This window comes from Kribbella polygonati (genome assembly GCF_050320105.1).
Taxonomy (GTDB): Bacteria; Actinomycetota; Actinomycetes; order Propionibacteriales; family Kribbellaceae; genus Kribbella.
This window is the reverse complement of sequence record NZ_CP190129.1, coordinates 1,367,872-1,388,116: the sequence shown is the minus strand read 5'-3', so window position 1 is coordinate 1,388,116 and position 20,245 is coordinate 1,367,872. Positions and strand designations below refer to the sequence as shown.

The 20,245-nt window shown below is 70.8% G+C and carries 19 protein-coding genes; 8 read left to right on the top strand and 11 right to left on the bottom strand.

The window, feature by feature from the left end:
* The first annotated feature begins 1 nt into the window (after window position 1).
* From ACQHIV_RS06550 to ACQHIV_RS06535, 4 genes are all read left to right on the top strand, one after another.
* On the top strand, window positions 2-667 hold the full coding sequence (locus tag ACQHIV_RS06550) for a response regulator (protein ID WP_427892548.1): 666 nt from the start codon (window positions 2-4) through the stop codon (window positions 665-667).
* Between the two features lie 34 nt (window positions 668-701).
* Window positions 702-1,118: a hypothetical protein gene (locus ACQHIV_RS06545; protein WP_427892547.1), complete on the top strand. Its 417-nt coding sequence runs from the start codon at window positions 702-704 to the stop codon at window positions 1,116-1,118.
* Window positions 1,119-1,194: 76 nt separating this feature from the next.
* A complete protein-coding gene (locus ACQHIV_RS06540; protein ID WP_427892546.1) occupies window positions 1,195-2,091 on the top strand; it encodes an ABC transporter ATP-binding protein in 897 nt (298 codons plus the stop codon).
* Entirely contained in the window at window positions 2,081-2,926 is an 846-nt protein-coding gene (locus ACQHIV_RS06535; protein ID WP_427892545.1) for an ABC transporter permease, read from the top strand. The genes ACQHIV_RS06540 and ACQHIV_RS06535 overlap by 11 nt, the downstream gene beginning before the upstream one ends.
* Here ACQHIV_RS06535 and ACQHIV_RS06530 read toward each other — a convergent pair.
* From ACQHIV_RS06530 to ACQHIV_RS06515, 4 genes are read right to left on the bottom strand one after another with little or no spacing between them, the layout of a single operon-like run.
* Window positions 2,919-4,187 carry a glycoside hydrolase family 125 protein gene (locus ACQHIV_RS06530; protein ID WP_427892544.1) on the bottom strand — a complete coding sequence of 423 codons (1,269 nt, stop codon included), beginning with the start codon at window positions 4,185-4,187 and terminating at the stop codon, window positions 2,919-2,921. The genes ACQHIV_RS06535 and ACQHIV_RS06530 overlap by 8 nt on opposite strands.
* A gap of 8 nt (window positions 4,188-4,195) precedes the next feature.
* A complete protein-coding gene (locus ACQHIV_RS06525) occupies window positions 4,196-5,413 on the bottom strand; it encodes an ROK family transcriptional regulator (protein ID WP_427892543.1) in 1,218 nt (405 codons plus the stop codon).
* Window positions 5,406-6,959, bottom strand: coding sequence for a hypothetical protein (locus ACQHIV_RS06520; protein WP_427892542.1), 1,554 nt, complete (start codon window positions 6,957-6,959; stop codon window positions 5,406-5,408). The genes ACQHIV_RS06525 and ACQHIV_RS06520 overlap by 8 nt, the downstream gene beginning before the upstream one ends.
* Before the next feature lie 36 nt (window positions 6,960-6,995).
* Window positions 6,996-8,192, bottom strand: coding sequence for a cysteine desulfurase-like protein (locus tag ACQHIV_RS06515; RefSeq protein ID WP_427892541.1), 1,197 nt, complete (start codon window positions 8,190-8,192; stop codon window positions 6,996-6,998).
* 109 nt (window positions 8,193-8,301) lie between these two features.
* Between ACQHIV_RS06515 and ACQHIV_RS06510 the strand changes: the two genes are divergently transcribed.
* Entirely contained in the window at window positions 8,302-9,246 is a 945-nt protein-coding gene (locus ACQHIV_RS06510; RefSeq protein WP_427892540.1) for a DMT family transporter, read from the top strand.
* A gap of 840 nt (window positions 9,247-10,086) precedes the next feature.
* On the opposite strand, the gene ACQHIV_RS06505 is transcribed toward ACQHIV_RS06510, so the two are convergent.
* From ACQHIV_RS06505 to def, 4 genes are read right to left on the bottom strand one after another with little or no spacing between them, the layout of a single operon-like run.
* The gene (locus ACQHIV_RS06505) at window positions 10,087-11,079 is read right to left on the bottom strand and encodes a DMT family transporter (protein ID WP_427892539.1); all 993 of its coding nucleotides are present in this window, start codon (window positions 11,077-11,079) and stop codon (window positions 10,087-10,089) included.
* A gap of 48 nt (window positions 11,080-11,127) precedes the next feature.
* Window positions 11,128-12,534 carry an RsmB/NOP family class I SAM-dependent RNA methyltransferase gene (locus ACQHIV_RS06500; protein ID WP_427892538.1) on the bottom strand — a complete coding sequence of 469 codons (1,407 nt, stop codon included), beginning with the start codon at window positions 12,532-12,534 and terminating at the stop codon, window positions 11,128-11,130.
* Window positions 12,531-13,454 (bottom strand): methionyl-tRNA formyltransferase, encoded by a 924-nt coding sequence (gene fmt / locus ACQHIV_RS06495; protein WP_427892537.1) that lies wholly within the window; start codon window positions 13,452-13,454, stop codon window positions 12,531-12,533. The genes ACQHIV_RS06500 and fmt overlap by 4 nt, the downstream gene beginning before the upstream one ends.
* On the bottom strand, window positions 13,451-13,999 hold the full coding sequence (def, locus tag ACQHIV_RS06490) for a peptide deformylase (RefSeq protein ID WP_427892536.1): 549 nt from the start codon (window positions 13,997-13,999) through the stop codon (window positions 13,451-13,453). The genes fmt and def overlap by 4 nt, the downstream gene beginning before the upstream one ends.
* 159 nt (window positions 14,000-14,158) lie before the next feature.
* On the opposite strand from def, the gene ACQHIV_RS06485 reads away from it, so the two are divergent.
* Window positions 14,159-15,550, top strand: coding sequence for a C39 family peptidase (locus ACQHIV_RS06485; protein WP_427892535.1), 1,392 nt, complete (start codon window positions 14,159-14,161; stop codon window positions 15,548-15,550).
* Complete coding sequence (locus ACQHIV_RS06480; protein ID WP_427892534.1) at window positions 15,551-16,654, top strand: hypothetical protein; 1,104 nt, start codon at window positions 15,551-15,553, stop codon at window positions 16,652-16,654.
* Here the strand turns inward: ACQHIV_RS06480 and ACQHIV_RS06475 are convergent.
* The 3 genes from ACQHIV_RS06475 to ACQHIV_RS06465 are packed head-to-tail and all read right to left on the bottom strand — an operon-like array spanning window position 16,651 to window position 19,024.
* Window positions 16,651-17,187, bottom strand: coding sequence for a DUF1707 SHOCT-like domain-containing protein (locus ACQHIV_RS06475; protein ID WP_427892533.1), 537 nt, complete (start codon window positions 17,185-17,187; stop codon window positions 16,651-16,653). The two genes, ACQHIV_RS06480 and ACQHIV_RS06475, sit on opposite strands and share 4 nt — an antisense overlap.
* 4 nt (window positions 17,188-17,191) lie before the next feature.
* Complete coding sequence (locus ACQHIV_RS06470) at window positions 17,192-17,812, bottom strand: HAD family hydrolase (protein WP_427892532.1); 621 nt, start codon at window positions 17,810-17,812, stop codon at window positions 17,192-17,194.
* 9 nt (window positions 17,813-17,821) lie between these two features.
* Window positions 17,822-19,024 (bottom strand): MDR family MFS transporter, encoded by a 1,203-nt coding sequence (locus ACQHIV_RS06465; RefSeq protein ID WP_427892531.1) that lies wholly within the window; start codon window positions 19,022-19,024, stop codon window positions 17,822-17,824.
* Window positions 19,025-19,088: 64 nt separating this feature from the next.
* Between ACQHIV_RS06465 and ACQHIV_RS06460 the strand changes: the two genes are divergently transcribed.
* Window positions 19,089-20,078 (top strand): ArsR/SmtB family transcription factor, encoded by a 990-nt coding sequence (locus ACQHIV_RS06460; protein ID WP_427892530.1) that lies wholly within the window; start codon window positions 19,089-19,091, stop codon window positions 20,076-20,078.
* Window positions 20,079-20,245: the final 167 nt, after the last annotated feature.

Below are 20,245 nucleotides of genomic sequence, written 5' to 3'. Positions count from 1 at the left end.
CATGATTCGGGTGCTGCTGGCGGACGATCAGGCGTTGGTGCGGGCCGGGTTCCGGTCGTTGCTGAACGCCGAGGACGACATCACGGTGGTCGGCGAGGTCGCGGACGGCGCGGAGGCCGTCGTGGTCGCGCGGCGGGAGCAGCCGGACGTGGTGCTGATGGACATCCGGATGCCGGGTACGGACGGGCTGGAGGCGACCCGGCGGATCGGCGCGGACCCGGAGCTGGCCGAAGTCCACGTGGTGATCCTGACGACGTTCGACCTGGACGAGTACGTTTTCGAGGCGTTGCGGGTCGGGGCGAGCGGGTTCCTGGTGAAGGACACCGAGCCGGTCGAGCTGCTGCAGGCGGTCCGGGTGGTCGCGCGCGGGGACGCGCTGCTGTCGCCCGGTGTGACGCGGCGGCTGGTGGCGGAGTTCGCGTCGCGCAGCCGGCAACCGCACGCGAGCAAGGAACTCGACGTACTCACCGAACGCGAGAAGGAGATCGTCGCGCTGGTCGGCGAGGGCCTGTCGAACGACGAGATCGCCGAGCGGCTGGTGCTGAGCCCCGCGACCGCGAAGACCCACGTCAGCCGCGCGATGATCAAACTCGGCGTCCGCGACCGCGCCCAACTCGTCGTCGTCGCCTACCAGACCGGCCTGGTCCGCCCGGGCTGGCTGGGTTGACCTTCCACCTGCTCGAACCCGCAGGCTCCCCCGCATGGAACAGATCATCGCAGCCGTCGAACTCGGCCGCACCGGCGACCGGGAAACCGCCCGCCACCGACTCACCGACCTGTGGGACAACTCCACCGACAGCCAGGAACGCTGCGCGATCGCCCATTATCTGGCTGATCTGCAGGACGACGTGAACGCTGAGCTCGAGTGGGATCTTCGGGCGCTCGAGTGCGTACAGGATGACGGTTGGCTGCCGTCGCTGCACCTGAACCTGGCGGATGACTACCGGCGGCTGGCCCAACCTGAGCTGGCGAACGAGCATCTCGAAGCAGCACGTGAGCGTCTCCCCGAACTGCCCGAGGATGGTTACGGTCAGGTGATTCGGGCGGGGGTCGGGCATGTGGCGGACGCACTCAGGGCGGGGAGTGTGCAACCGCTGGCGTCGAATCCGAGTACCTGAGTACTCCGCGGGTGGTAGGCCGCGTCACTCCCCCGAGAGGACGCGCTGGACGGGCCCCGACGGACACCCTTGAAGTATGGATGCGCTGGTTGAGGTCAGTGGGCTGACGAAGAGGTACGGCGACACCCTCGCGGTTGACGGTGTCGATCTGACGGTGTTGCCGGGTGAGGTGTACGGGTTCCTCGGGCCGAACGGGGCGGGGAAGACGACCACGTTGCGGATCCTCACCGGGCTGATCGCGCCGACGAGCGGCAGTGTCCGCGTGCTGGGCGGCCGCCCGGGTGAGGCCGACGTACTGGGACGGACCGGGTCGATGATCGAGTCGCCCGCGTTCTACCCGTACCTGTCCGGCCTCGACAACCTGCGGCTGCTCGCGGAGTACGCCGGCACCGAGCGGGAGCGCATCGACGAGGTCCTCGAACTCGTCGGCCTGGCCGACCGCGCGAAGGACCGGTTCTCGACGTACTCGCTGGGGATGAAGCAGCGCCTCGGTGTCGCCGCCGCGCTGCTGAAGGACCCGGAGCTGGTGATCCTCGACGAGCCGACGAACGGGCTCGACCCGGCCGGGATGCGCGACATGCGGCGGCTGATCCGCGAGCTCGGCTCCGGCGGCCGGACCGTGCTGCTGTCCAGCCACCTGCTCGGCGAGGTGCAGCAGATCTGCGACCGGGTCGGCATCATCAACGCCGGCCGGATGGTTGCCGAGCACAACGTCGACGAGCTCCGCGGCGAACAGGAACTCGTCGTCCGCGCGACCCCCGAAGACCAGGCGAAGACGCTGCTGGCGACCTTCGGAACGGTCCATCGGTACGACGACACGCTGCGGCTGCAGGTCGATCCGCAGCGCGCTGCCGAGGTGAACCGGGCCTTGGTCGAGGCCGGTGTCGAGGTCTCCGAACTGCACACCACCGAACGCGCGCTGGAAGACATCTTCTTCGAACTCACGACCGAGGAGAAAGCCGATGCCAGGTAGCTACCGCGCGGAACTCCTCAAGCTCCGCAAGCGATCCGCCGTCTGGGTGCTGTTCGGCGCCGGACTCGTACTCAGCCTGATCTTCGGCTACCTGCTGCCGTACCTGGCCTACACGACCGGCGACAACACTCCGAGTACGACGGGAGTACCGCGGGCCGAGGTACTGCGCGGGATGCTGCCGGCGCGCGTCGTCGACAACACAATCGGCGGCTACCCGATCTTCGCCGGGGCGCTCGCGCTGGTGCTCGGCGCGATCGTGATCGGCGGCGAGTACACCTGGGGAACGCTGAAGACCGTGCTCACCCAGCGCCCGCGGCGGCTGACGGTCCTGGCCGCGCAGTTCCTTGCCCTCGGCACCATGATCGCGCTCTGGGTGCTGGGGATCTTCGCCGCCTGCGCCCTGTGCAGCGTCGGCATCGCGGCCGCGGAGAACGGTGCGATGAACTGGCCGGGCGTCGTCGGCCTGGTCAAGGGCCTGGCGGGTGGCTGGCTGGTGCTGATGATGTGGTGCCTGGCCGGCGCCGTCCTGGCCGTTGCCTTCCGCAACGTTGCGCTGCCCATCGGTCTCGGTGTGGTGTGGATCCTCGGCATCGAGACCCTGCTGGCCGGAGTGGTGAGCAGCCTGCTGCCGGGCCTCAAGTGGCTCGCCAACCTGCTGCCCGGGACGAACGCCGGCTCGCTCGTGTTCAGCGTCACCGGGATGGCCGCCGCCGACGCGCCACCCGGAGTACGGGACGCGGTCGGCGGCGGACGGGCCCTACTGACCTTGATCGCCTACTGCGCGGTCTTCACGGCCCTGGCGGCCTGGACTGTGCGGCGCCGGGACGTCACCTGATCCCTGCGTGCACCAGCGCGAGCTCGCAGAACATCGCGTTCGCCCAGGAGAACCACTCGCGGGTGAACTTCCGCGGGTCGTCGACGTCGAAGCCCTCGTGCATCTGCCCGGTGCCGCCGGTGGTGTCGCGGAGCAGTTCGAGCAGCCGCTGCCGCTCGTCGGCCGACGTACTCGAGATGCCCTGGACGGCCAGCGCGATGTGCCAGATGTACCGCGGCGGCGTGTGCGGGCTGCCGATCCCGGCGGCCGCCGTACCGCTGTAGTAATACGGGTTGTCCGGGCTGAGCAGCAGCGACCGGGTCGCGAGGTACGTCGGGTCGTCCGGGGCGGCGTACCCGGTCAGCGGGATCGACAGCAGGCTCGGCATGTTGGCGTCGTCCATCAGCAGCGCCTCGCCCAGCCCGTCCACCTCGTACGCGAACACCCGGCCGTGCACCGGGTGGTCGACGGTCCCGTACTGCGTGATGCCGTCGTCGATCTCGGCCTTCAGCGCCTTCGCGCGATCGGCCAGCGGCTCGTCCCGCAGTACCTCGGTGGCGATCTCCTGCAGGTATCCGAGCACCACCGACGCGAACATGTTGCCGGGCACGTTGAAGCCCAGCTCGGTCGCGTCGTCGCTCGGCCGGAACGCGCTCCACGACATCCCGGTCGGCCGGGTCAGCCGCCCGCGGCCCTCCCGGACCAGCGTGTCCTCCGGCCGCTCGTCGTGCCGCTGGAAGTGGTACGACGAGCGCGCCTCGTGGTCCTGCTCCACGGTCCACAGGTCGACGACGGCCTCCGCCGCGGCCCGGAACCGGTTGTCGATCACGTCGGCGCGGCCGGTGATCCGCCACAGCCGGTACGCCAGCTCGAGCGGGAAGCACAGCGAGTCGATCTCGTACTTGCGTTCCCACACCCACGCCGACATCTCGGTCTCGTCGGTGACGTGCCCGGCGCCGTTCGCCGCCTGGTTGAAGGCGTTCGCGTACGGGTCGAGGACGACGTACTCCAGCTGCCGGTGCAGGACGCCGATCAGGATGTCCTGCAGGCCCGGATCGTCCTTGCACAGCAGCAGGTACGGCCGGAGCTGGGCGGCGGAGTCGCGCAGCCACATCGCCGGGATGTCGCCGGTCAGCACGAACGTCGTCCCGTCCGGCAACCGCTCGGCGACCGCGGGCAGGTTCTCGGCCATCGACCGCCGGAACATCTCCGCGATCACCTCGTCACCGGCGGCCGCCCGAACAGCGTCCGTGGCGCGGGCGAGAACCTCGGGGTCGATCATCAACACATCTACCTTTCACCAACGAGAGCGGGGTTGGGCGAGAAGGTCCGGTCGAGGACCAGGCTCGCGGCGCCGATCGCGCCGACATCGGTGCCGAGCGCGGTTCCGGTGACCTCGAACGGGTGCACCGCCTGCAGCAGGAACCGGCCGTCCAGCGCCGTGCGGACGGCGTCGTTCAGGACCGGAGCGAGGTGTTCCCAGTGCGGACCGCCGAACACGACGCGGTCCAGGTCGAGCAGGTTCGCGACGTCCTCGACCACCTTCGCGATCCGGACGGCCAACTGTAGGACGATCTCCCGCGCCTCGGCAGCTCCGTCCGCGGCCAGGGTGCACAGCCGGGCGAACGACTCCTCGACGGCCGGCCGGTCGTCGAGGTCGATGCTGCCGGCAAGTACCCCGGCCCGCACCGCCTGCTGTACGAGGTACCGCGGCTGGCTGGCCTCACCGACGCACCCGCGCCGCCCGCAGTAGCAGACCGGGCCGTCGGGGTCGACGATCACGTGCCCGATCTCGCCGACGTTGCTGGACGACCCGCGCACGACCTCGTCGCCGATCACCAGCCCGGCGCCGACGCCGGTCCCGAGGTAGAAGAACACGAAGCTGCCGCCCTGCCCGGCCCACTTCTCCGCGGCCGCGGCGGCGGTCACGTCCTTGTCCAGGACGACCGGCAGACCGGTCCGCTCGTGCAGCTGGTCGCACAGCGGCACCAGGTGCCAGGCCGACAGGTTCGGCGGGTCCACGACCACGCCGCGTTCGACGTCGATCGGCCCGGGCGCGGCGATGCCGACGCCGGTCACCCGGTCGCGTGGCGCGCCGGAGGCGGCGATCACTTCCTCGATCGTCTTCGCGATCCCGTCGATCAGCAGGTCCGGGTCGTCGGCGTACTGGTCGACCGGCCGGCGCGCGACCACCTCACCGGTCAGGTCGAGCAGGACGACGGTGACGACGGACGGGTCAAGGTGGACGCCGACGGCGTACCGGCCCGCGGGTTCGAGTTCGAGCAGGGTCCGCGGCTTGCCGAGCCCGGCGCCGCGCAGTACGCCGGCTTCGCGGACCAGGCCGGCGTCGAGCAGCCGGCGGGCGATGTTCGAGATCGCCTGCCCGGACAGGCCGGTGGCCTCGGCCAGCTCGACCCGGCTGAGTTGCTCGCTGCGGCGGATCGCGTCCAGGACGACGGCGTCGTTGAACCCGCCGACGCGATCCAGGTTCGTCCCCCGTCTAGCCATTCGGCTCCGCACCCCACGGCTGCAGCCAGTCGTACTCGACCGTCGCGTCGCCGGTCCGCCACGCGCGAGGCGTGGTGTTCGTCAGCCAGTCCGCCGGCTCGATGCCGCCCGGCGTACCGCCGTCGAGCGCGAGCCGTACGCCGTCCCGCAGCGCCTGGTCGATCTCCGCGGTCCGGGCGGCCGGGTCGATCGACAGGAACAGCGCCGTACCGGAGCGCGCGATCAGGTCGAGGTAGCGCGCATTCAGCTCCCACGGCGTCTGCGGCGTACACGGGACGCAGTCGGCGTCGACGGTGAAGAACCGGTTGTGCTGCGGCAGCCGGAACGCGAGCGTGTTCACGCCCATCATCCGGGTCCGCTCCCAGTCCCGGCCGGAGGTGTCGTCGCCGATCCGCTGCACGTCGACGAGCCCGGCGGCGAGGTGGCCGACCGTGTTGCAGCCGATCACCACCAGGTCGTCGGCGGCGGTACGGACCTCGCGGTAGAAGTCGAGGACGATCTCCGCGGTGGTCCGGGCCGGGTCGTGGAACTGCCAGCCGTCACTTGTCAGGCTCGAGCCCATCGCGGGACCGAAATTGCCGAAGATGTCGAAGGTGCTGAAGTCGTGCTTCACGAGTTCGAAACCCCAGGACTGAAAGCGGTGGAGATCCGCGCGTAGGCCGTCGACGACCTGGGGGCGGGTGGGGTCGAGGGCGCGACCCGGCTTGTCGTGTGGGCCCTTGGACGCGTACGCGCTCGGCTCGCGGACGAAGAGCGGGCGGAACCACAGGCCCGGGCGGGCACCGATCTCCTTGATCGCGGCCGCCGTACCGGCCATGTCGTCGAAGACGCCCGGCGTACCGCGGTCCCAGGGTCCGCCGGAGCAGACGCTGCCCGGGTACCAGCCGTCGTCGACGACGCTGAACGGCTTGACCGGGTGCCCGTCGGCGAGCTCGACGATCGTCGACGCGTCCTTGAGGACCGCCTTCTCGTCGAAGTTCTCGCCGTACGCGTAGTACCAGTTGTTGGCGCCGACGACAGGCCCGGCCACCGGCGCGGGCTCAGGTCGCGCCGGTAGCCGGGTGCTCATGGAGGCGACCGCTGCGTTCAGGGTCTGCCAGGGTGTACCGGCGTCCTCGAATCGTCGCACGACCGCTGCTGTCAGCGTACGGCCGCCCAGGTGAACAGGCCCGCCGCCGTTGCGCAGATCGAGCCACAACGTGAACCCGTCACCGTCGACCGTCCAGGCGCAGAAGGCGTTCGGCTGTACGTCGACGCCGAGGCCGAAGGTGCCTGCGCCCGAGTGGACGAGGAAGTACCAGGGCAGCAGCCGCTCGGGTTGCTGGTGCCGCCACTGCAGGTCGCCGTACGACCGCTCCCAGGCGTCACCGAGGATCAGCGCGTCGGCCGGGAGCTTCTCCGACCAGCGGAGCGCCACCCGGGAGATCCGCTCGGCCGTGACCTCGACGGCTCCGTCGTTCCACCGGACCTCGGCACCGGCGCGCGACGGCGCCACCAATCCGTCCGAGGGGTCCGTCTGGACGAAAACAGCGCTCGGCTCGTTCACCTGACTCCCTCGGGCGGATTAATTTCCCCAGAGACTTTAGTTAGTGGCTCCGAGAGTGGTCAAGGCGGTGATCAGGCGGTCGACGTCGGACTGGTCGTTGTACGGCGCGAGGCCGGCGCGGACCGCACCTTCCGGGCCGAGGCCGAGCAGCTTGGCCGGCTCGTAGGCGTAGAACGAGCCCGCCGGAGCGTTGACGCCGGCCGCCGCGAGGTGCCCGGCGACCTCCGCCGGGGCGTGGCCGTCGACCGTAAAGAGCAGCGTGGGCGTGCGGTGCGCGGCGTGGCCGTACAGGGTGACGCCGGGGATCGCCGCGAGCCGGGCCTCCAGATCGTCGCGGAGCGCGTCCTCGTGCTCCTCGACCAGGCGGAGCGAGTCGGCGAGCCGCTCGCGGCGGGTGCTGCCGGAGCCGCCGAGTCCGGCGATGAAGTCGACCGCGGCCGTCGTACCGGCGAGCAACTCGTACGGCAACGTCCCGAACTCGAACCGCTCCGGTACGGCGTCCGTCGACGGCAGCAGCTTGTCCGGCGTCAACGTCTCCAGCAGCTCGGGCGCCGCGGTCAGTACGCCGAGGTGCGGTCCGAAGAACTTGTATGGCGAGCAGACGTAGAAATCGGCGTACCGCGCGTCGATCGGGGCGTGCGCGGTCAGGTGTACGCCGTCGACGTAGATGAGCGCGCCGGCCGCGTGCACCTGGTCGGCGATCCGCTGCGTGTCCGGGCGGGTGCCGAGCAGGTTGGAGGCGGCGGTGACCGCAACGAGCCGGGTACGGTCGGTGAGCAGCGGGGCGATGTCGTCGAGCTCCGAGGTCTCCGGGTCGAACCCGAGCCACTTGATGGTCGCACCCGCGGCCTCGGCGGCCTGCACCCACGGACGGACGTTCGCGTCGTGGTCGAGGCGGGTGACGATCACCTCGTCGCCGGCGGTCCAGGTCTTCGCGAGCGTGCGGGAGAAGTCGTACGTCAGCTGGGTCATGCTGCGACCGAAGACGATCCCGTTCGCGGCGGTCCCGAGCAGGTCGGCCATCGCCGCGCGGGCGCCGGCCACGATCCCGTCCGCGCGGCGCTCGGCGGCGGTCAGCCGGCCGCGGTTCGCGAGCGCCGCGGTGAGGGTCTTCGCGACCGCGTCGGCGACCGGCTGCGGGGTCTGCGAACCACCCGGCCCGTCGAAGTGCGCGGCGCCCTCGTCGAGCGCGGGGAACTGTTTCCGGACGGCGATCACGTCGAAGGCACTCATGGGCGTCATCCTCTCTCGCTCCTGACATCCGCCGCCAGCGGCTGCCCGAATACGGATATAAATGCGCGAACTGCCGGTTCGGTAGTGCAGGATGTCAGGAGTGAGCACGGTGACGACTCCTGACAACGCCCCCGCCCGGGCCTGGGTCCCGAACATGCTGGCGCTGGCCGCCATCTGGGGCTGCAGTTTCCTCTTCATCTCGGTCGGCGTGCGCGAACTGCCGCCGCTCTACCTGGCCCTCGGCCGGGTGCTGGCCGGGTCCGTCGTACTGCTGGCGATCCTGATCGTGAAGCGCGAGCCGCTGCCTCGGGACCCGCGACTGTGGGCGCACTCGTTCGTGGTCGGGGCGATCGGGTCGGCGATCCCGTGGACGCTGTTCGGGTACGGCGAGCAGCGGATCCCGTCGTTGCTGGCCGGGATCTGGAACGGCATCACGCCGCTGATCGTGCTGCCGATCGCGGTACTCATCTTCCGGACCGAGAAGTTCTCCGCGCAGCGCGGGCTCGGGTTGCTGATCGGGTTCCTGGGGATGCTTGTGGTGCTCGGGGCGTGGCGGGTGCAGGGTGGGGCGGACCTCGCCGGGCAGGGGTTGTGCATGCTGGCCGCGGTCTTCTACGGGCTCGCGATCCCTTACCAGAAACGGTTCCTGGCCGGCACGTCACTGTCCGGTACGGCGCTGTCGACGGCGTTGTTGCTCTGCGCAACGGTCCAGCTCGCCTTGGTCGCGCCGCTGGTCACCGGGCAGGCACCACCCGCGCCGTGGTCGTTGTCGCTGAAGGTCGTGCTGAGCGTGGTCGCGCTGGGGGCGTTGGGCAGCGGGCTCGCGTTCGTCATCAACATGCGCAACATCCGCCTGATCGGCGCCAGCCGCTCGTCGATGGTGACGTACCTGATGCCGGTCTTCTCGATCCTGGTCGGCGTCATCGTGCTGCACGAACACATCACCTGGTACCAACCGGTCGGCGGCCTCATCGTCCTCGCCGGCGTCGCCGTCTCCCAAGGCCTACTCAACAACCTCCGCCGCAAACCGGCGGTCGCCACCGCGACCACCTGAGCCCGCCGGGCCTCCCCCTCCTCACCACCCCGACCGGCTCAGCCCACCTTCACCACCGCGTCCACCCCAGCGCGCAGACCCAACCACCCCGGCCACAAACCAGCCGCCGCGGCACCCACCCGGCGCCTCCCACCCACCCACTGGTCCTCACCAGAACACCCAGCTGCATCGGCGGACCTCCACCACTCACCAACCCTACCGAGCCGGCGGCCGGCCGCCGCGGCCGCCGCGTCGGGCGGGGCCGCGCCGCACCGTTCGTGAGTGGTGGAGATCCGCGTCCCAGACGAACTGCGGATGCGGAGCCGCCCGCTAGGCGCACAGTTCGCGTCGCAAGTCGCGCCCGCAGGCTCCACGCAAGGCGCGGGCACGCTCCGCGCGAGGCCCGGGCACGCACCGCGCGAGGGGCGGGCACGCTCCGCGCGTGGGCCGGGCACGCCTCGAACCAGGTGTGCGCGGGCTCCGGGCCAGGTGTGCGCGGGCTCCGGGCCAGGTGTGCGCGCGCTCCGGGCCAGGTGTGCGCGCGCTCCCGCTAGGTGCGCGCGCTCCGGGCTAGCTCCGCGCGAGGTGCAGGCACGCCTCGAACTAGGTGCGGGCACGCTCCGCGCGAGATGCGGGCGCGCTCCGCGCGAGATGCGGGCGCGCTCCGCGCCAGGTCGGCGCGCTCCGCGCGAGGCCCGGACACGCCCCGCGCGAGGCCCGGGCACGCCCCGCGCGAGGCCCGGGCACGCTCCGCGCGAGGTGGGCACGCTCCGCGCGTGGTGCGGGCACGCCTCGATCTAGGTGCGGGCACGCTCCGGGCTAGGTGTGCGCGCGCTGTGGGCTGGGTGTGCACGTTTCGGGCTAGGTGCGGCGGAGGTTGGGGACGGCGGCGACTGCTACGGCGACCAGGGCCAGGAGGGTGCCGGCTACTACTGGGGTGGTGACTGGTTTGGCGGAGACGGGGAGGAAGAGGTCGATGAAGAGGCTGGCGATCAGTTGGCCGGCGATGGTGCCGAGGCCCAGGACGAAGACGCCGACGACGCGGACCACGGCGGCGGCCGCGCTGATGAAGATCACGCCGCACAGGCCGCCGAAGTACAGCCAGGGCTCACCCGGCAACGCCTTCGGTGCACCCCGGAGCGCCAGGTCGACGACGAAGACGAGCAGCAGCGCGAGGAACCCGACGAAGAAGTTCACCACCCCGGCGGCGACCGCGCCGTACGCATCCGACGACGCGGTACGGGCGACCCGCCCGTTGATGGCCTGCTGTACGGCGGTCCCGACGCCGGCGAGTGCGGGCAGGACCGCGAGCAGGAGCCCGTCCGGGTGACTCAACTGCTCCGACACCGCGAGTGCGACCGCGACCAGCGCAACCGCCGCCCCGGCGATCCGCAACGTGGTCAACGGCTGCGGCCCCGCCGGCCCGAACCCGAGGCGGTCGACCACAAGACTGCTGATCGCCTGCCCGGCGACACCCGCCACCAGGAACACCGCGACGCCGATCACCGACACCGTGATCGACTGCGTCGCCACCAGGAACGCACCCGCGACACCACCGGTGCACTGCCACCAGCGCAGCCCGCCGTACCCGCGCATCGGCCGGCGGATCGACCGCCACACATTGCCCAGCCCGCGCCGCACCCCCGGAACGAGCGCCGTGACGACCAGCAGCACCAGCAGCCCCGTGCCGAACGAGATCAGCGCCGCCGGGATCCCGTCGCCGAGCTTGCCGCCGAGTTCCCCGTTGATCCGGGACTGGACCGCGACCAGCATCCCGATCCCGAACGCGGACGTCAGCCCGACCAGATGATGCTGCCGAGTCGAGCCCGCGGGGCGTGTGGCCGTCGTTGTCACCACACCATCATGACCGTTCGCCCAGTAGCGCCTGACACCAGGTCCGGACTATGAACGGCGGATCAGCGCCAGGTACATCGCGTCGGTCCCGTGCAGATGCGGCCAGAGCTGTACGTCGGGACCATCACCCAGATCGGGTACGCCGGGGAACAACGGCCGCGCGTCCTCCAGCGCCACGTCGGTCCGCCTGGCGAGTACCGTCTCGACCACGGCGCGCGTCTCGTCCGGGTGCGGCGAGCAGGTCACGTACGCCACGACCCCGCCCGGCCGGACCGAGTCGATCGCCGAACCCAGGAGCGCCTCCTGCAACGGCCGCAGCTCCTCGACGTCCTCCGGCGTACGGCGCCAGCGCGCTTCCGGGCGCCGCCGGAGCGCGCCGAGACCGCTGCACGGTACGTCGGCCAGCACCCGGTCGAACGAACCCGCCGGCCAGGTCGGCTTGGTGCCGTCGCCGACGAGCACCGTGTGGTCGCCGGGGATCGCGCGGAGGTTCTGCCGGACCAGCTCGGCCCGGTGCTTGAGCGGCTCGACCGCCGTCAGCCGGCCGTCCTGCACCAGTGAGGCGAGCAACGCGGACTTCCCGCCCGGGCCGGCGCACAGGTCGAGCCAGTTCGCGTCGTCCCCGTCGACCTTCGCCGACGCCAACGCGATCGCCACCAGCTGCGAACCTTCGTCCTGAACGCCCGCCCGCCCGGTCGCGACCGCCTCGATCCGCCCCGGATCTCCGCCGCCACCCAGCACAGCGCCGTACGGCGACCACCTCGCGGCCTCCGCTCCAGCCGCCACCAGCTCGTCCACGTCCGACAGCCCCGGCCGAGCCACCAGCGTCACCCGCGGCGGGTCGTTGTCCGCGACGAGCAACCGCTCCAACTCGATCATGGCGTCGCCTTCCGGGGCGGCGCCCGGACCGTCCGTGAGCGCACGGTCGAAGGCGTCGATCACCCAGCGGGGGTGGGCTTCCGCGACCGCCAGGTGCCCCAGCGGGTCGTCCTCCCAGCGCGGAGCAACCGTGCCGATCCACTGCTCCAGCGTCCGCTGGCTGATCTTGCGCAGTACGGCGTTGACCAGGCCGGTGCGTTTCTGGCCGAGCACCGCGCGGGTCAGCGTGACCATCTCCGACACCGCGGCGTACGAGTCGACCCGCATGTTCAGCAGCTGGTGACTGCCGAGCCGCAGCATGTCCAGCAGCTCCGGGTCCAGCTCGTCCAGTGGGCGTGACACGCTCCGCGCGAGACAGGCGTCGTACGTGCCCTGCCACCTCAGCGTCCCGTGCACCAGCTCCGTGCAGAACGCGGCGTCGCGACCCGAGAGCCGTGCCTCGCGGAGCGCCTTGTTGAGGGCGAGGTTCGCGTACCCGCCCTCGGCGGTCACCTGCCGGATCACCTGGTACGCGACCCGCCGTACCGGGTCCGGGCCCCGCTGCGGCCCGCGGTTCCGCGGCGAACGATCGCTCACCCCAAGACGTCCTCGTCGGTCAGCCGCACACCACGCGCCCAGTCGGCCGCCGCCATCGGCTTCTTGCCCTGCGGTTGCACCGTCACCAGCTCGACCGCCTTGCTCCCGGTCCCGGCCTTCACGGTGGACTTGGTCGCCTGCAGCTCCCCCGGCTTCAGCTCCTCGGACGTGAGCCGTACGGCGAGCACCTTCAGCCGCTCGCCGCGGAACGTCGTCCACGCACCCGGCGCCGGGTTGCACCCGCGCACCAGCCGGTCCACCCGCTGCGCCGAGGCGTTCAGGTCCAGCTCGGCGTCCTCGACGGTGAGCTTCGGCGCCAGCGTCACCCCGTCCGCGGGCTGCTCGCGCGCTTCCAGTACACCGGCCTCGATCCCGTCGAGCGTGTCGACCAGCAGCTTCGACCCGGACACCGCGAGCCGGTGCAGCAGGTCGCCGGACGTGTCCTCGGGCCCGATCGGCTCGGTCAGTACGCCGTACACCGGGCCGGCGTCGAGCGCCTTCACGATCCGGAACGTGCTCGCCCCGGTCACGTCGTCGCCGGAGATGATCGAGTGCTGCACCGGCGCCGCGCCCCGCCACGCGGGCAGCACCGAGAAGTGCAGATTGATCCACCCGTGCGCCGGGATATCGAGCGCCGCCTGCGGCAGCAGTCCGCCGTACGCGACCACCGGGCAGCAGTCCGGCGCGATCTCCCGCAGCCGCGCCAGGAAGTCGGGATCGCTGGGCTTCACCGGCTTCAGGATCTCCACCCCACCGAGCTCCTCGGCGTACTGCGCGACCGGCGACGCGACCAGCCGCCGCCCACGCCCGGCCGGCGCGTCCGGCCGGGTGACGACCCCGACCAGTTCGTGGCGACTGGCAACAATCGCCTCGAGCGCGGTGACAGCAGGTTCCGGCGTACCGGCGAAGACGACTCTCACAGCCCGAATCCGTTCGTGGGGTGGGGGGAGACCTTGATCTGTGGGGGGCCGGAGAGGCCGGACCATTCGGCTTCGCGGATGGCCTTCATCGCGGTCTTGCGGGTTTCGCGGTCGAGGCGGTCGACGAACAGGACGCCGTCGAGGTGGTCGGTCTCGTGCTGGATGCAGCGGGCCAGCAGGTCGGAGCCCTCGATCACCACCGGGTCGCCGTACATGTTGAAGCCCTTCGCGATGACCGACTGGGCGCGACGGCAGTCGAAGGTCAGGCCGGGGATCGACAGGCAGCCCTCGGGGCCGAACTGTTCCTCGACGGACAGCGAGAGCTCCGGGTTGATCAGGTGCCCCAGCTCGCCCTCGACGTGGTACGTGAAGACCCGCAGGCCGACGCCGATCTGCGGCGCGGCCAGGCCGGAGCCGGGGGCGTCCTGCATGGTGTCGGTGAGGTCCGCCACCAGGCGGCGCAGCTCGGCGTCGAAGTCGACGACCGGCTCGGCCTTGGTGATCAGTACGGGGTCGCCGAACAGGCGGATGGGTTGGACCGACACAGACACTCCACACGCTTCAAGAACCGGGACCGGGACAGTTTAGTCGGCCTACAGGAAAGATTCCGGGCGGGAGGCCCCTCCCGTTTGTTGCCACAAGCACGTACTGTGGTCCCAGGCGTACCTACAGTCACTGCCGTCACACGCCGCTCGGGAGACCCAATGCTCACAGCAGCACGGGGGGTCACTCTGGTCCTCCTGGGTGCACTGCTCGCCCAGGCACCCCTCACCGCCCAGGCCTACCAACCCCGCGACCCGCAATTCCACGCTCCACCCGCGCCAACGCCCACCGCCGCCACCACGGCCGAGCCGACCGCCGAGCCAACCACCGGCAGCACGGCCGAGCCGACCACCGGCAACACGGCTGAGCCGACCGTTGGGCCGACCGCGGTCGCGAGCGGAGAGCCCACCGCGGACCCCGCCGCCCCCGGCGGGACCCCGACGGCGAGCTCGGACGAGCCGCCTGCAGCGCGGTCGTGGAGTGAGGTGGTGAAGGAGGTGACGGAGACCTCGCCCGGTGACGTGCAACTGCGCTCGGCGGATGTGTCCGCGCAGGCGTCGTCGATGCTGAGGTGTTTCAAGCTGGAGACCGAGAACTACTGTCTCGGGCTCGGGTTCGTGGAGCAGGTGCCGACGGGTGTTCAGCGGCACGCGTTGATGGAGCAGCCGAGCCTGCGCGCAGCAGACGAGGCGAGTGCCGAGCAGGACATCCCCACGGGTGACCTGACGCCGGCGGCGTTCGTCGCGCAGCGGGCCGCACTCCCGAAGAGCCAGCGCGTCACCGCGGAGCTCGACGAGATGCAAGCAGCCTGGAACGGCCGCGACAAGGCCCGCGAACTCCGCGAACTCGCCGAGGCCAACACCCCACACCCCAACCCGGCACCAACCCCCAGCAGCACCCCCACCGAAACACCAACCGACAAACCAACGACCCTGCCGAGCACCGTCGGAACGCCGACCAGCTCGCCCACCAGTACGCCGTCCACTCCGGTGGTGCCGGTGGTGGCGCCGGACTCGGCGTACATCATGAAGGGGTATCAGACGTCCCAGGAGAAGGGGTACTGGTGCGGTCCGGCGACGTTCCAGTCGATCGACTGGGCGGACGACAACCAGAAGGACACCCAGGCGTCCTGGGCGAAGGACCTCGGCTCGACCACCGGCGGTACGGCGATCTCCGCGATGGTGCAGCAGACGAACCTGAAGACCGGCTGGCCCAAGGCGGCCGGCAGCTACATCGTGCAGAGCGTCTCCACCTGGAACGCACAGACCTTCCTGCAGGTGCACGAGAAGCACCTCGGCGTCTACAAGGCTCCGGTGATCGAACACGTCCAGCTCCTGAAGCGGTACTTCCCGTACCTCGCCTTCAACCACAGCGGGCACTACCAGGTCGGCCGCGGCTACGACAAGAAGAACGGCACGATCGCGATCTTCGAGGTGTTCAACGAGCGCCGCTTCAACAGCCGCGGCAACGTCACCGACGGCCCGAAGAACATCCCCGCAAGCGCCCTGTTCAACGCCACCCTGGCCAACTCCTTCCAGAACATCGGGCTGTAGATGCGTCGTCGTACCGTTGCCGTAGGCACCCTCGTCCTCGTCCTCGCGGGCTGCTCCACCAGCAAACCGGAAACAACCCCGACGCCCACCCCGACACCAACCCCGTCGAAACCGACGGACGTGGGTACGGCGATCCCTACCTGGGCGAACGTCCTACGGCAACCGGTCGACGGCCAGCATCTCGTCACCCAGCAACGCAAGTACGTCGTCACCCGCGGCAGCGACGAGGCCGGTACGACGACCATCACCGACCGCACCACCAAGAAGGTCGTCGTCCGGCACGTCCCCGCCGCGGGATTCGTGGCCCAGTCCCCCGTCGTGATCGACGACCGCTGGGCGCTGGTCGAGGACATCCGCTCCGACGGTCCGGACCCGCAGATCAAGGTGCTGCGCTACGACCTCAGCACCGGCAAGGCGACGGCCCCCGCGATCCCGCCGGTGTCGGAGCCGGAGATCGGCGCGTACGACGGAACGTTCGCGTACAGCTCCACCGACGCGAAGAACCGCTCCTGCCTGATCGTCGCGGACCTCGCCACCCTGAAGTCCCGCACCGTCACCTGCGTGCCGGCCCCCGGGTACGTCGCCGACCCGGTCGTCTCCGCCGACACAGTCACGTTCAGCGAGATCATCGCCCCGGAGACCGCGCAACGCTGCAAGCGCATCCAGACCGCGGCACTGACCGGCGGCGCCTCCAAGCCGGTGCCCGCGGCAACGAACTGCATCCAGTGGAGCGGCGCCACCGTCCAGGGCGCGACGGTCTGGTCCGAGGTCGGCGCCAACGACCCAGATCAATACCAGAGCAAGGCGTACGTCCGCGAGTCCGGCGACTCCCCCGCCCGCCGGCTCGGCACCGTCGTCACCGACACGATCCTTGCCTGCGGCAACTGGATCCTCTGGGAGACCCGCACCGTCAGCAGCACCGGCGAGGACCTGTACACGATCGACCGCTGGCGGCCCGGCCTCGGCAAACCGCAGACCATGTACGCCGGAAAGCCCGGCGTCGCGCTCACTCCGATGACCTGCCAGGACCGCACGATCTACGTCGAGGCGGCGCACCTCGCGACCACCCCGACGTACACCGAAACCATCTCCGCGGCCGTCTAACGCCTGGCGTGCCGGATCTTCAGCCGGCCGAACCCGAGCACGCCGGTGAGCCGGACCCGCGGGCCGTCGGCGGCCGGGTTCCGCGCGGGCTTGTACCGGGTGTCCTTCCACTCGGTGTGCACGCTGTCGAAGTCGACGACCGCGTTCCGGGGCAACGTGATCTTGACGCCGCCGTGCATCACGTTCAGGTCGATGTCGACCGCGCCGTCCTCGAACTGCGCCTGCGACAGGTCGAGCCGGACCCGCCCGTACATCGACACGACCTTCAGGTACCGCGGCAGCCGCCAGCCGCCGCGCCGGACGATCCGCCCGGACGCCGCGTTGATCGTCGACGTACTCCCCGCCGGCAGGGCCGGGAGCGCGGCGACCGCCAGCTCCAGGTCGAAGCGGGTCCGCGCGGACAGCACCTCGTCGAGCTGCTGCTCCATCTCACCGTGCGTCAGGTACCCGCCGGTGTACGCCGCCTGCACGCGTTCGACAGCCGCGTTGCGGTCCACGTCGCCGATCGCGGGCGACCGGTCTTCGGAGGTCACCCGATCACTGTAATGCGATGCCACGGTCACGGAGCTGAGTGCGGAGGTTCGCGGCGCCGGTGAAGACCTCGGCGTCCAGGCCGACCGCCCGGGCGCCGTCGACGTTGTACGCCATGTCGTCGGTGTAGAACGTCCGCGCCGGGTCCAGCCCGAATCGCTCGATCAGGATCCGGTAGATCTTCTCGTCCGGCTTCACGGTCTGCTCGACGCCGGACACCACCTCGCCGTCGAAGTGCGTGAGGATCGGGAACGCCTCCTTCGCCACCTCCCACTTCTCCGCGGAGAAGTTGGTCAGCGCGTACGTCGGTACGCCGGCGCGCTGGAGTTCCGCGAGTACGGCGGCGGTGTCCTCGAACACGCCCTTCACCATCCGCAGCCAGCCGGTGTCGTAGGCCTCGATCCACTCGGCGTGCTCCGGGTGCAGGCTGGTCAGCTCCGCGACCGCCTCGGCCCACGGCCGGCCCTCGTCCTGCCGGTGGTTCCAGGCCGGGGTCGCGACCTTGGTGAGGAAGTGCGTACGCGCCTCCTCGTCCGGGATCAGGTCGGCGTACAGGTACGTCGGACTCCAGTCCAGCAGCACCCCACCGATGTCGAACACGACCACGTCGACCGCACGCTCGCTCATACCGTCACCCTACGAGTTCGCTTCCGCGCGGGCGTGCAGGGCGGGCGCCAGCGAGTACTGGCCGACGAAGATCGCGACGCCGAGTACGGCGCAGCCCAGCCAGGTGACAGTTGGCCCGAGGTGCTCGAGTGCGTTCGTACCGGCGAGCGGTCCGACCACGGTACCGACGCCGAACGCCATCCCGGACAGGCCCATGTACCGGCCGCGCAGGTCGACCGGCGCGAGGTCGGCGAACACCGCGCCGATCACGGCCGCGAACCCGATCTCGCCGAGCGTCCACACCACCACCGACAGCCCGTACCCCCACCAGCTGTGCACGACGGCACCGACCCCGAAGCCGAGACCGACCACCAGCATCGACGTCGCGAGCAGCTTCGGGCGGTCGAGCTTCGCCATCCAGCGGGCGAGGAACGGCTGCACGAGCACGATCACCACGCCGTTCAGCGCGATCACCAGGCCGTACGTCTTCGAGCTCAGGCCGTCGTCCGACATCGCCAGCGGCAGCGTCGAGTACCCCTGCATGTAGATCGTCGCATAGCCGATCTGGATCAGGATCATCGCCAGGAACACCCGGTCCCGGAGGACCACGGCGAGCACCGGCCGGCGGGGCGTGCTCGCGTCGAGGACCGGGCGGCTCTCCGGGACGAGCGCCCAGATCACCGCGCCGGCGATCACCGACGTACCGGCGTTCAGCCAGAACAGCAGGCCGTACCCGACCGAGGCGAGGACGCCCGCGCTGACGGTCGACACCGAGAAGCCGAGGTTGATCGCCCAGAACAGCAGGCCGTACGCGCGGACCCGTTCGGCCGGGTCGAGCAGGTCCGCGACCGTCGCCTGTACGGCGGGGCGGAACAGGTCGCCGAGCAGCCCGACGAGGAACGCGCTCACCCAGATCAGCGCCATCTCGCGGGCGGAACCGAGCAGGATCAGCGCGGCCGCCGTACCGAAGAAGCAGATCAGCATCGTCAGGCGGCGGCCGACCCGATCGGCGAGGAAGCCGCCGGCCAGCTGGGCCGTCACGGTGCCGGCGCCGACCGCGGCCGCGACGGCTCCCGCCGTACCGGCGGAGAGGTGCCGGTCGTGGGTGAGGTAGAGGACGAGGAACGGCTGGACGAAGCTGCCGAGCCGGTTGACCAGCTGGCACACCCACAGCGCCCAGAACGCCCGCGGAAGGGCGGTGGACCGGGGCTTGCCGACGGCGATTGCGCTCATGGGACCAACTGTCCGGGGTCGCCCGGGCCTTGTCGACGATTAGGCTCAGGACTAATCTGGGCCGGTGATCACGATCAGGCTGACCGCCGCGGACGCCGGGCGGATCCGGTTCGCGCTGGCGCCGCTGTGGGAGACCATGACCAGTGTCCGGGCGCTGAGCAACAACACCGCGCGCAGCGTGCACGGCCCGTGGCTGCAGAAGGTCCGGCCCACCATCGAGGGCGACGACCTGACGTTGCTCAAGGCCCTTATCCCGCCGGCCGGGTACGTCCCGGACTTCCTCACGCCCGCGCCGCCGCGACGGTCGACGAGCTTCGAGTCGGGCCTGGCCGCGGTCGCCGCCACGCCTGTCGACCTGGTGGTGGACGAGCTCGGCCGGCTGCACCACGACACGCCGCATCCGTTGCTGCCCGACCTGATCGCGCACCCGGCCGCCGGCCTGGAGCGGATCACCTCGGCCCTCGATTCGTACTGGCGGCGCGCGATCGAGCCCGACTGGCGCCGGATGCGCGCCCTGCTCCAGGAAGACCTCGCGTTCCGCCTGGACGAACTGGCGAGCGGCGGCCTGGAACGCCTGTTCCGCAACCTGCACCCCTCGATCCACTACCGCAGCGACCGGATCGAGATCGACCGCCCGTACTGCTGCGACGGCGAACCGATGGCCGGCCAGGGCGTGCTGCTCGTCCCCTGCGTCTTTACGTGGCCCGCCGGCCTCGCCGTCACCGGAGCGCCGCACGTCCCGACGATCACGTACCCGCCGCGCGGTCTCGGCCGGCTGTGGGAGGACCGCCAGGACACCACCGACTCCCCGCTCGCGGACCTGGTCGGCCGGACCCGCGCCGCCATTGTCAGCCACCTCGACCTGCCGATGTCGACCACCCATCTGGCCAACCAGCTGGGCGTGTCCGCGCCGACCCTCAGCGTCCACCTGAGCATCCTCCGCAACGCGGGCGTGGTCGCCTCCCGGCGCGACGGCCGGACCGTCCTCTACCACCGCACGTCCCTCGGCAGCCAGCTGCTCACGGCCTCGACGTCGCTGGCATCGACTGCTTGAGCCGGCATCGACCGCTTGACAGCACCCGCGGCGATCGGCCAGATTGGCTGACGGCGCCGACCGGTCGCCGAGCCGTGGGACATCCGCCCCAGTCGGGGTTCCATCGGGCGAAGGGGAATCAGCCCTCTCGGTCGTTGCTGCCAGCAGGCCAACTCTGCACACCACGT

What these genes read in the sequence shown, in the direction of transcription:
- ACQHIV_RS06485 (WP_427892535.1), top strand. Translation starts at nt 14,159, where the DNA reads ATGCTCACAGCAGCACGGGGGGTCACTCTGGTCCTCCTGGGTGCACTG.
- ACQHIV_RS06545 (WP_427892547.1), top strand. Translation starts at nt 702, where the DNA reads ATGGAACAGATCATCGCAGCCGTCGAACTCGGCCGCACCGGCGACCGG.
- ACQHIV_RS06540 (WP_427892546.1), top strand. Translation starts at nt 1,195, where the DNA reads ATGGATGCGCTGGTTGAGGTCAGTGGGCTGACGAAGAGGTACGGCGAC.
- ACQHIV_RS06470 (WP_427892532.1), bottom strand. Translation starts at nt 17,812, where the DNA reads ATGAGCGAGCGTGCGGTCGACGTGGTCGTGTTCGACATCGGTGGGGTG.
- ACQHIV_RS06530 (WP_427892544.1), bottom strand. Translation starts at nt 4,187, where the DNA reads ATGATCGACCCCGAGGTTCTCGCCCGCGCCACGGACGCTGTTCGGGCG.
- ACQHIV_RS06550 (WP_427892548.1), top strand. Translation starts at nt 2, where the DNA reads ATGATTCGGGTGCTGCTGGCGGACGATCAGGCGTTGGTGCGGGCCGGG.
- ACQHIV_RS06515 (WP_427892541.1), bottom strand. Translation starts at nt 8,192, where the DNA reads ATGAGTGCCTTCGACGTGATCGCCGTCCGGAAACAGTTCCCCGCGCTC.
- ACQHIV_RS06525 (WP_427892543.1), bottom strand. Translation starts at nt 5,413, where the DNA reads ATGGCTAGACGGGGGACGAACCTGGATCGCGTCGGCGGGTTCAACGAC.
- ACQHIV_RS06535 (WP_427892545.1), top strand. Translation starts at nt 2,081, where the DNA reads ATGCCAGGTAGCTACCGCGCGGAACTCCTCAAGCTCCGCAAGCGATCC.
- ACQHIV_RS06480 (WP_427892534.1), top strand. Translation starts at nt 15,551, where the DNA reads ATGCGTCGTCGTACCGTTGCCGTAGGCACCCTCGTCCTCGTCCTCGCG.
- ACQHIV_RS06465 (WP_427892531.1), bottom strand. Translation starts at nt 19,024, where the DNA reads ATGAGCGCAATCGCCGTCGGCAAGCCCCGGTCCACCGCCCTTCCGCGG.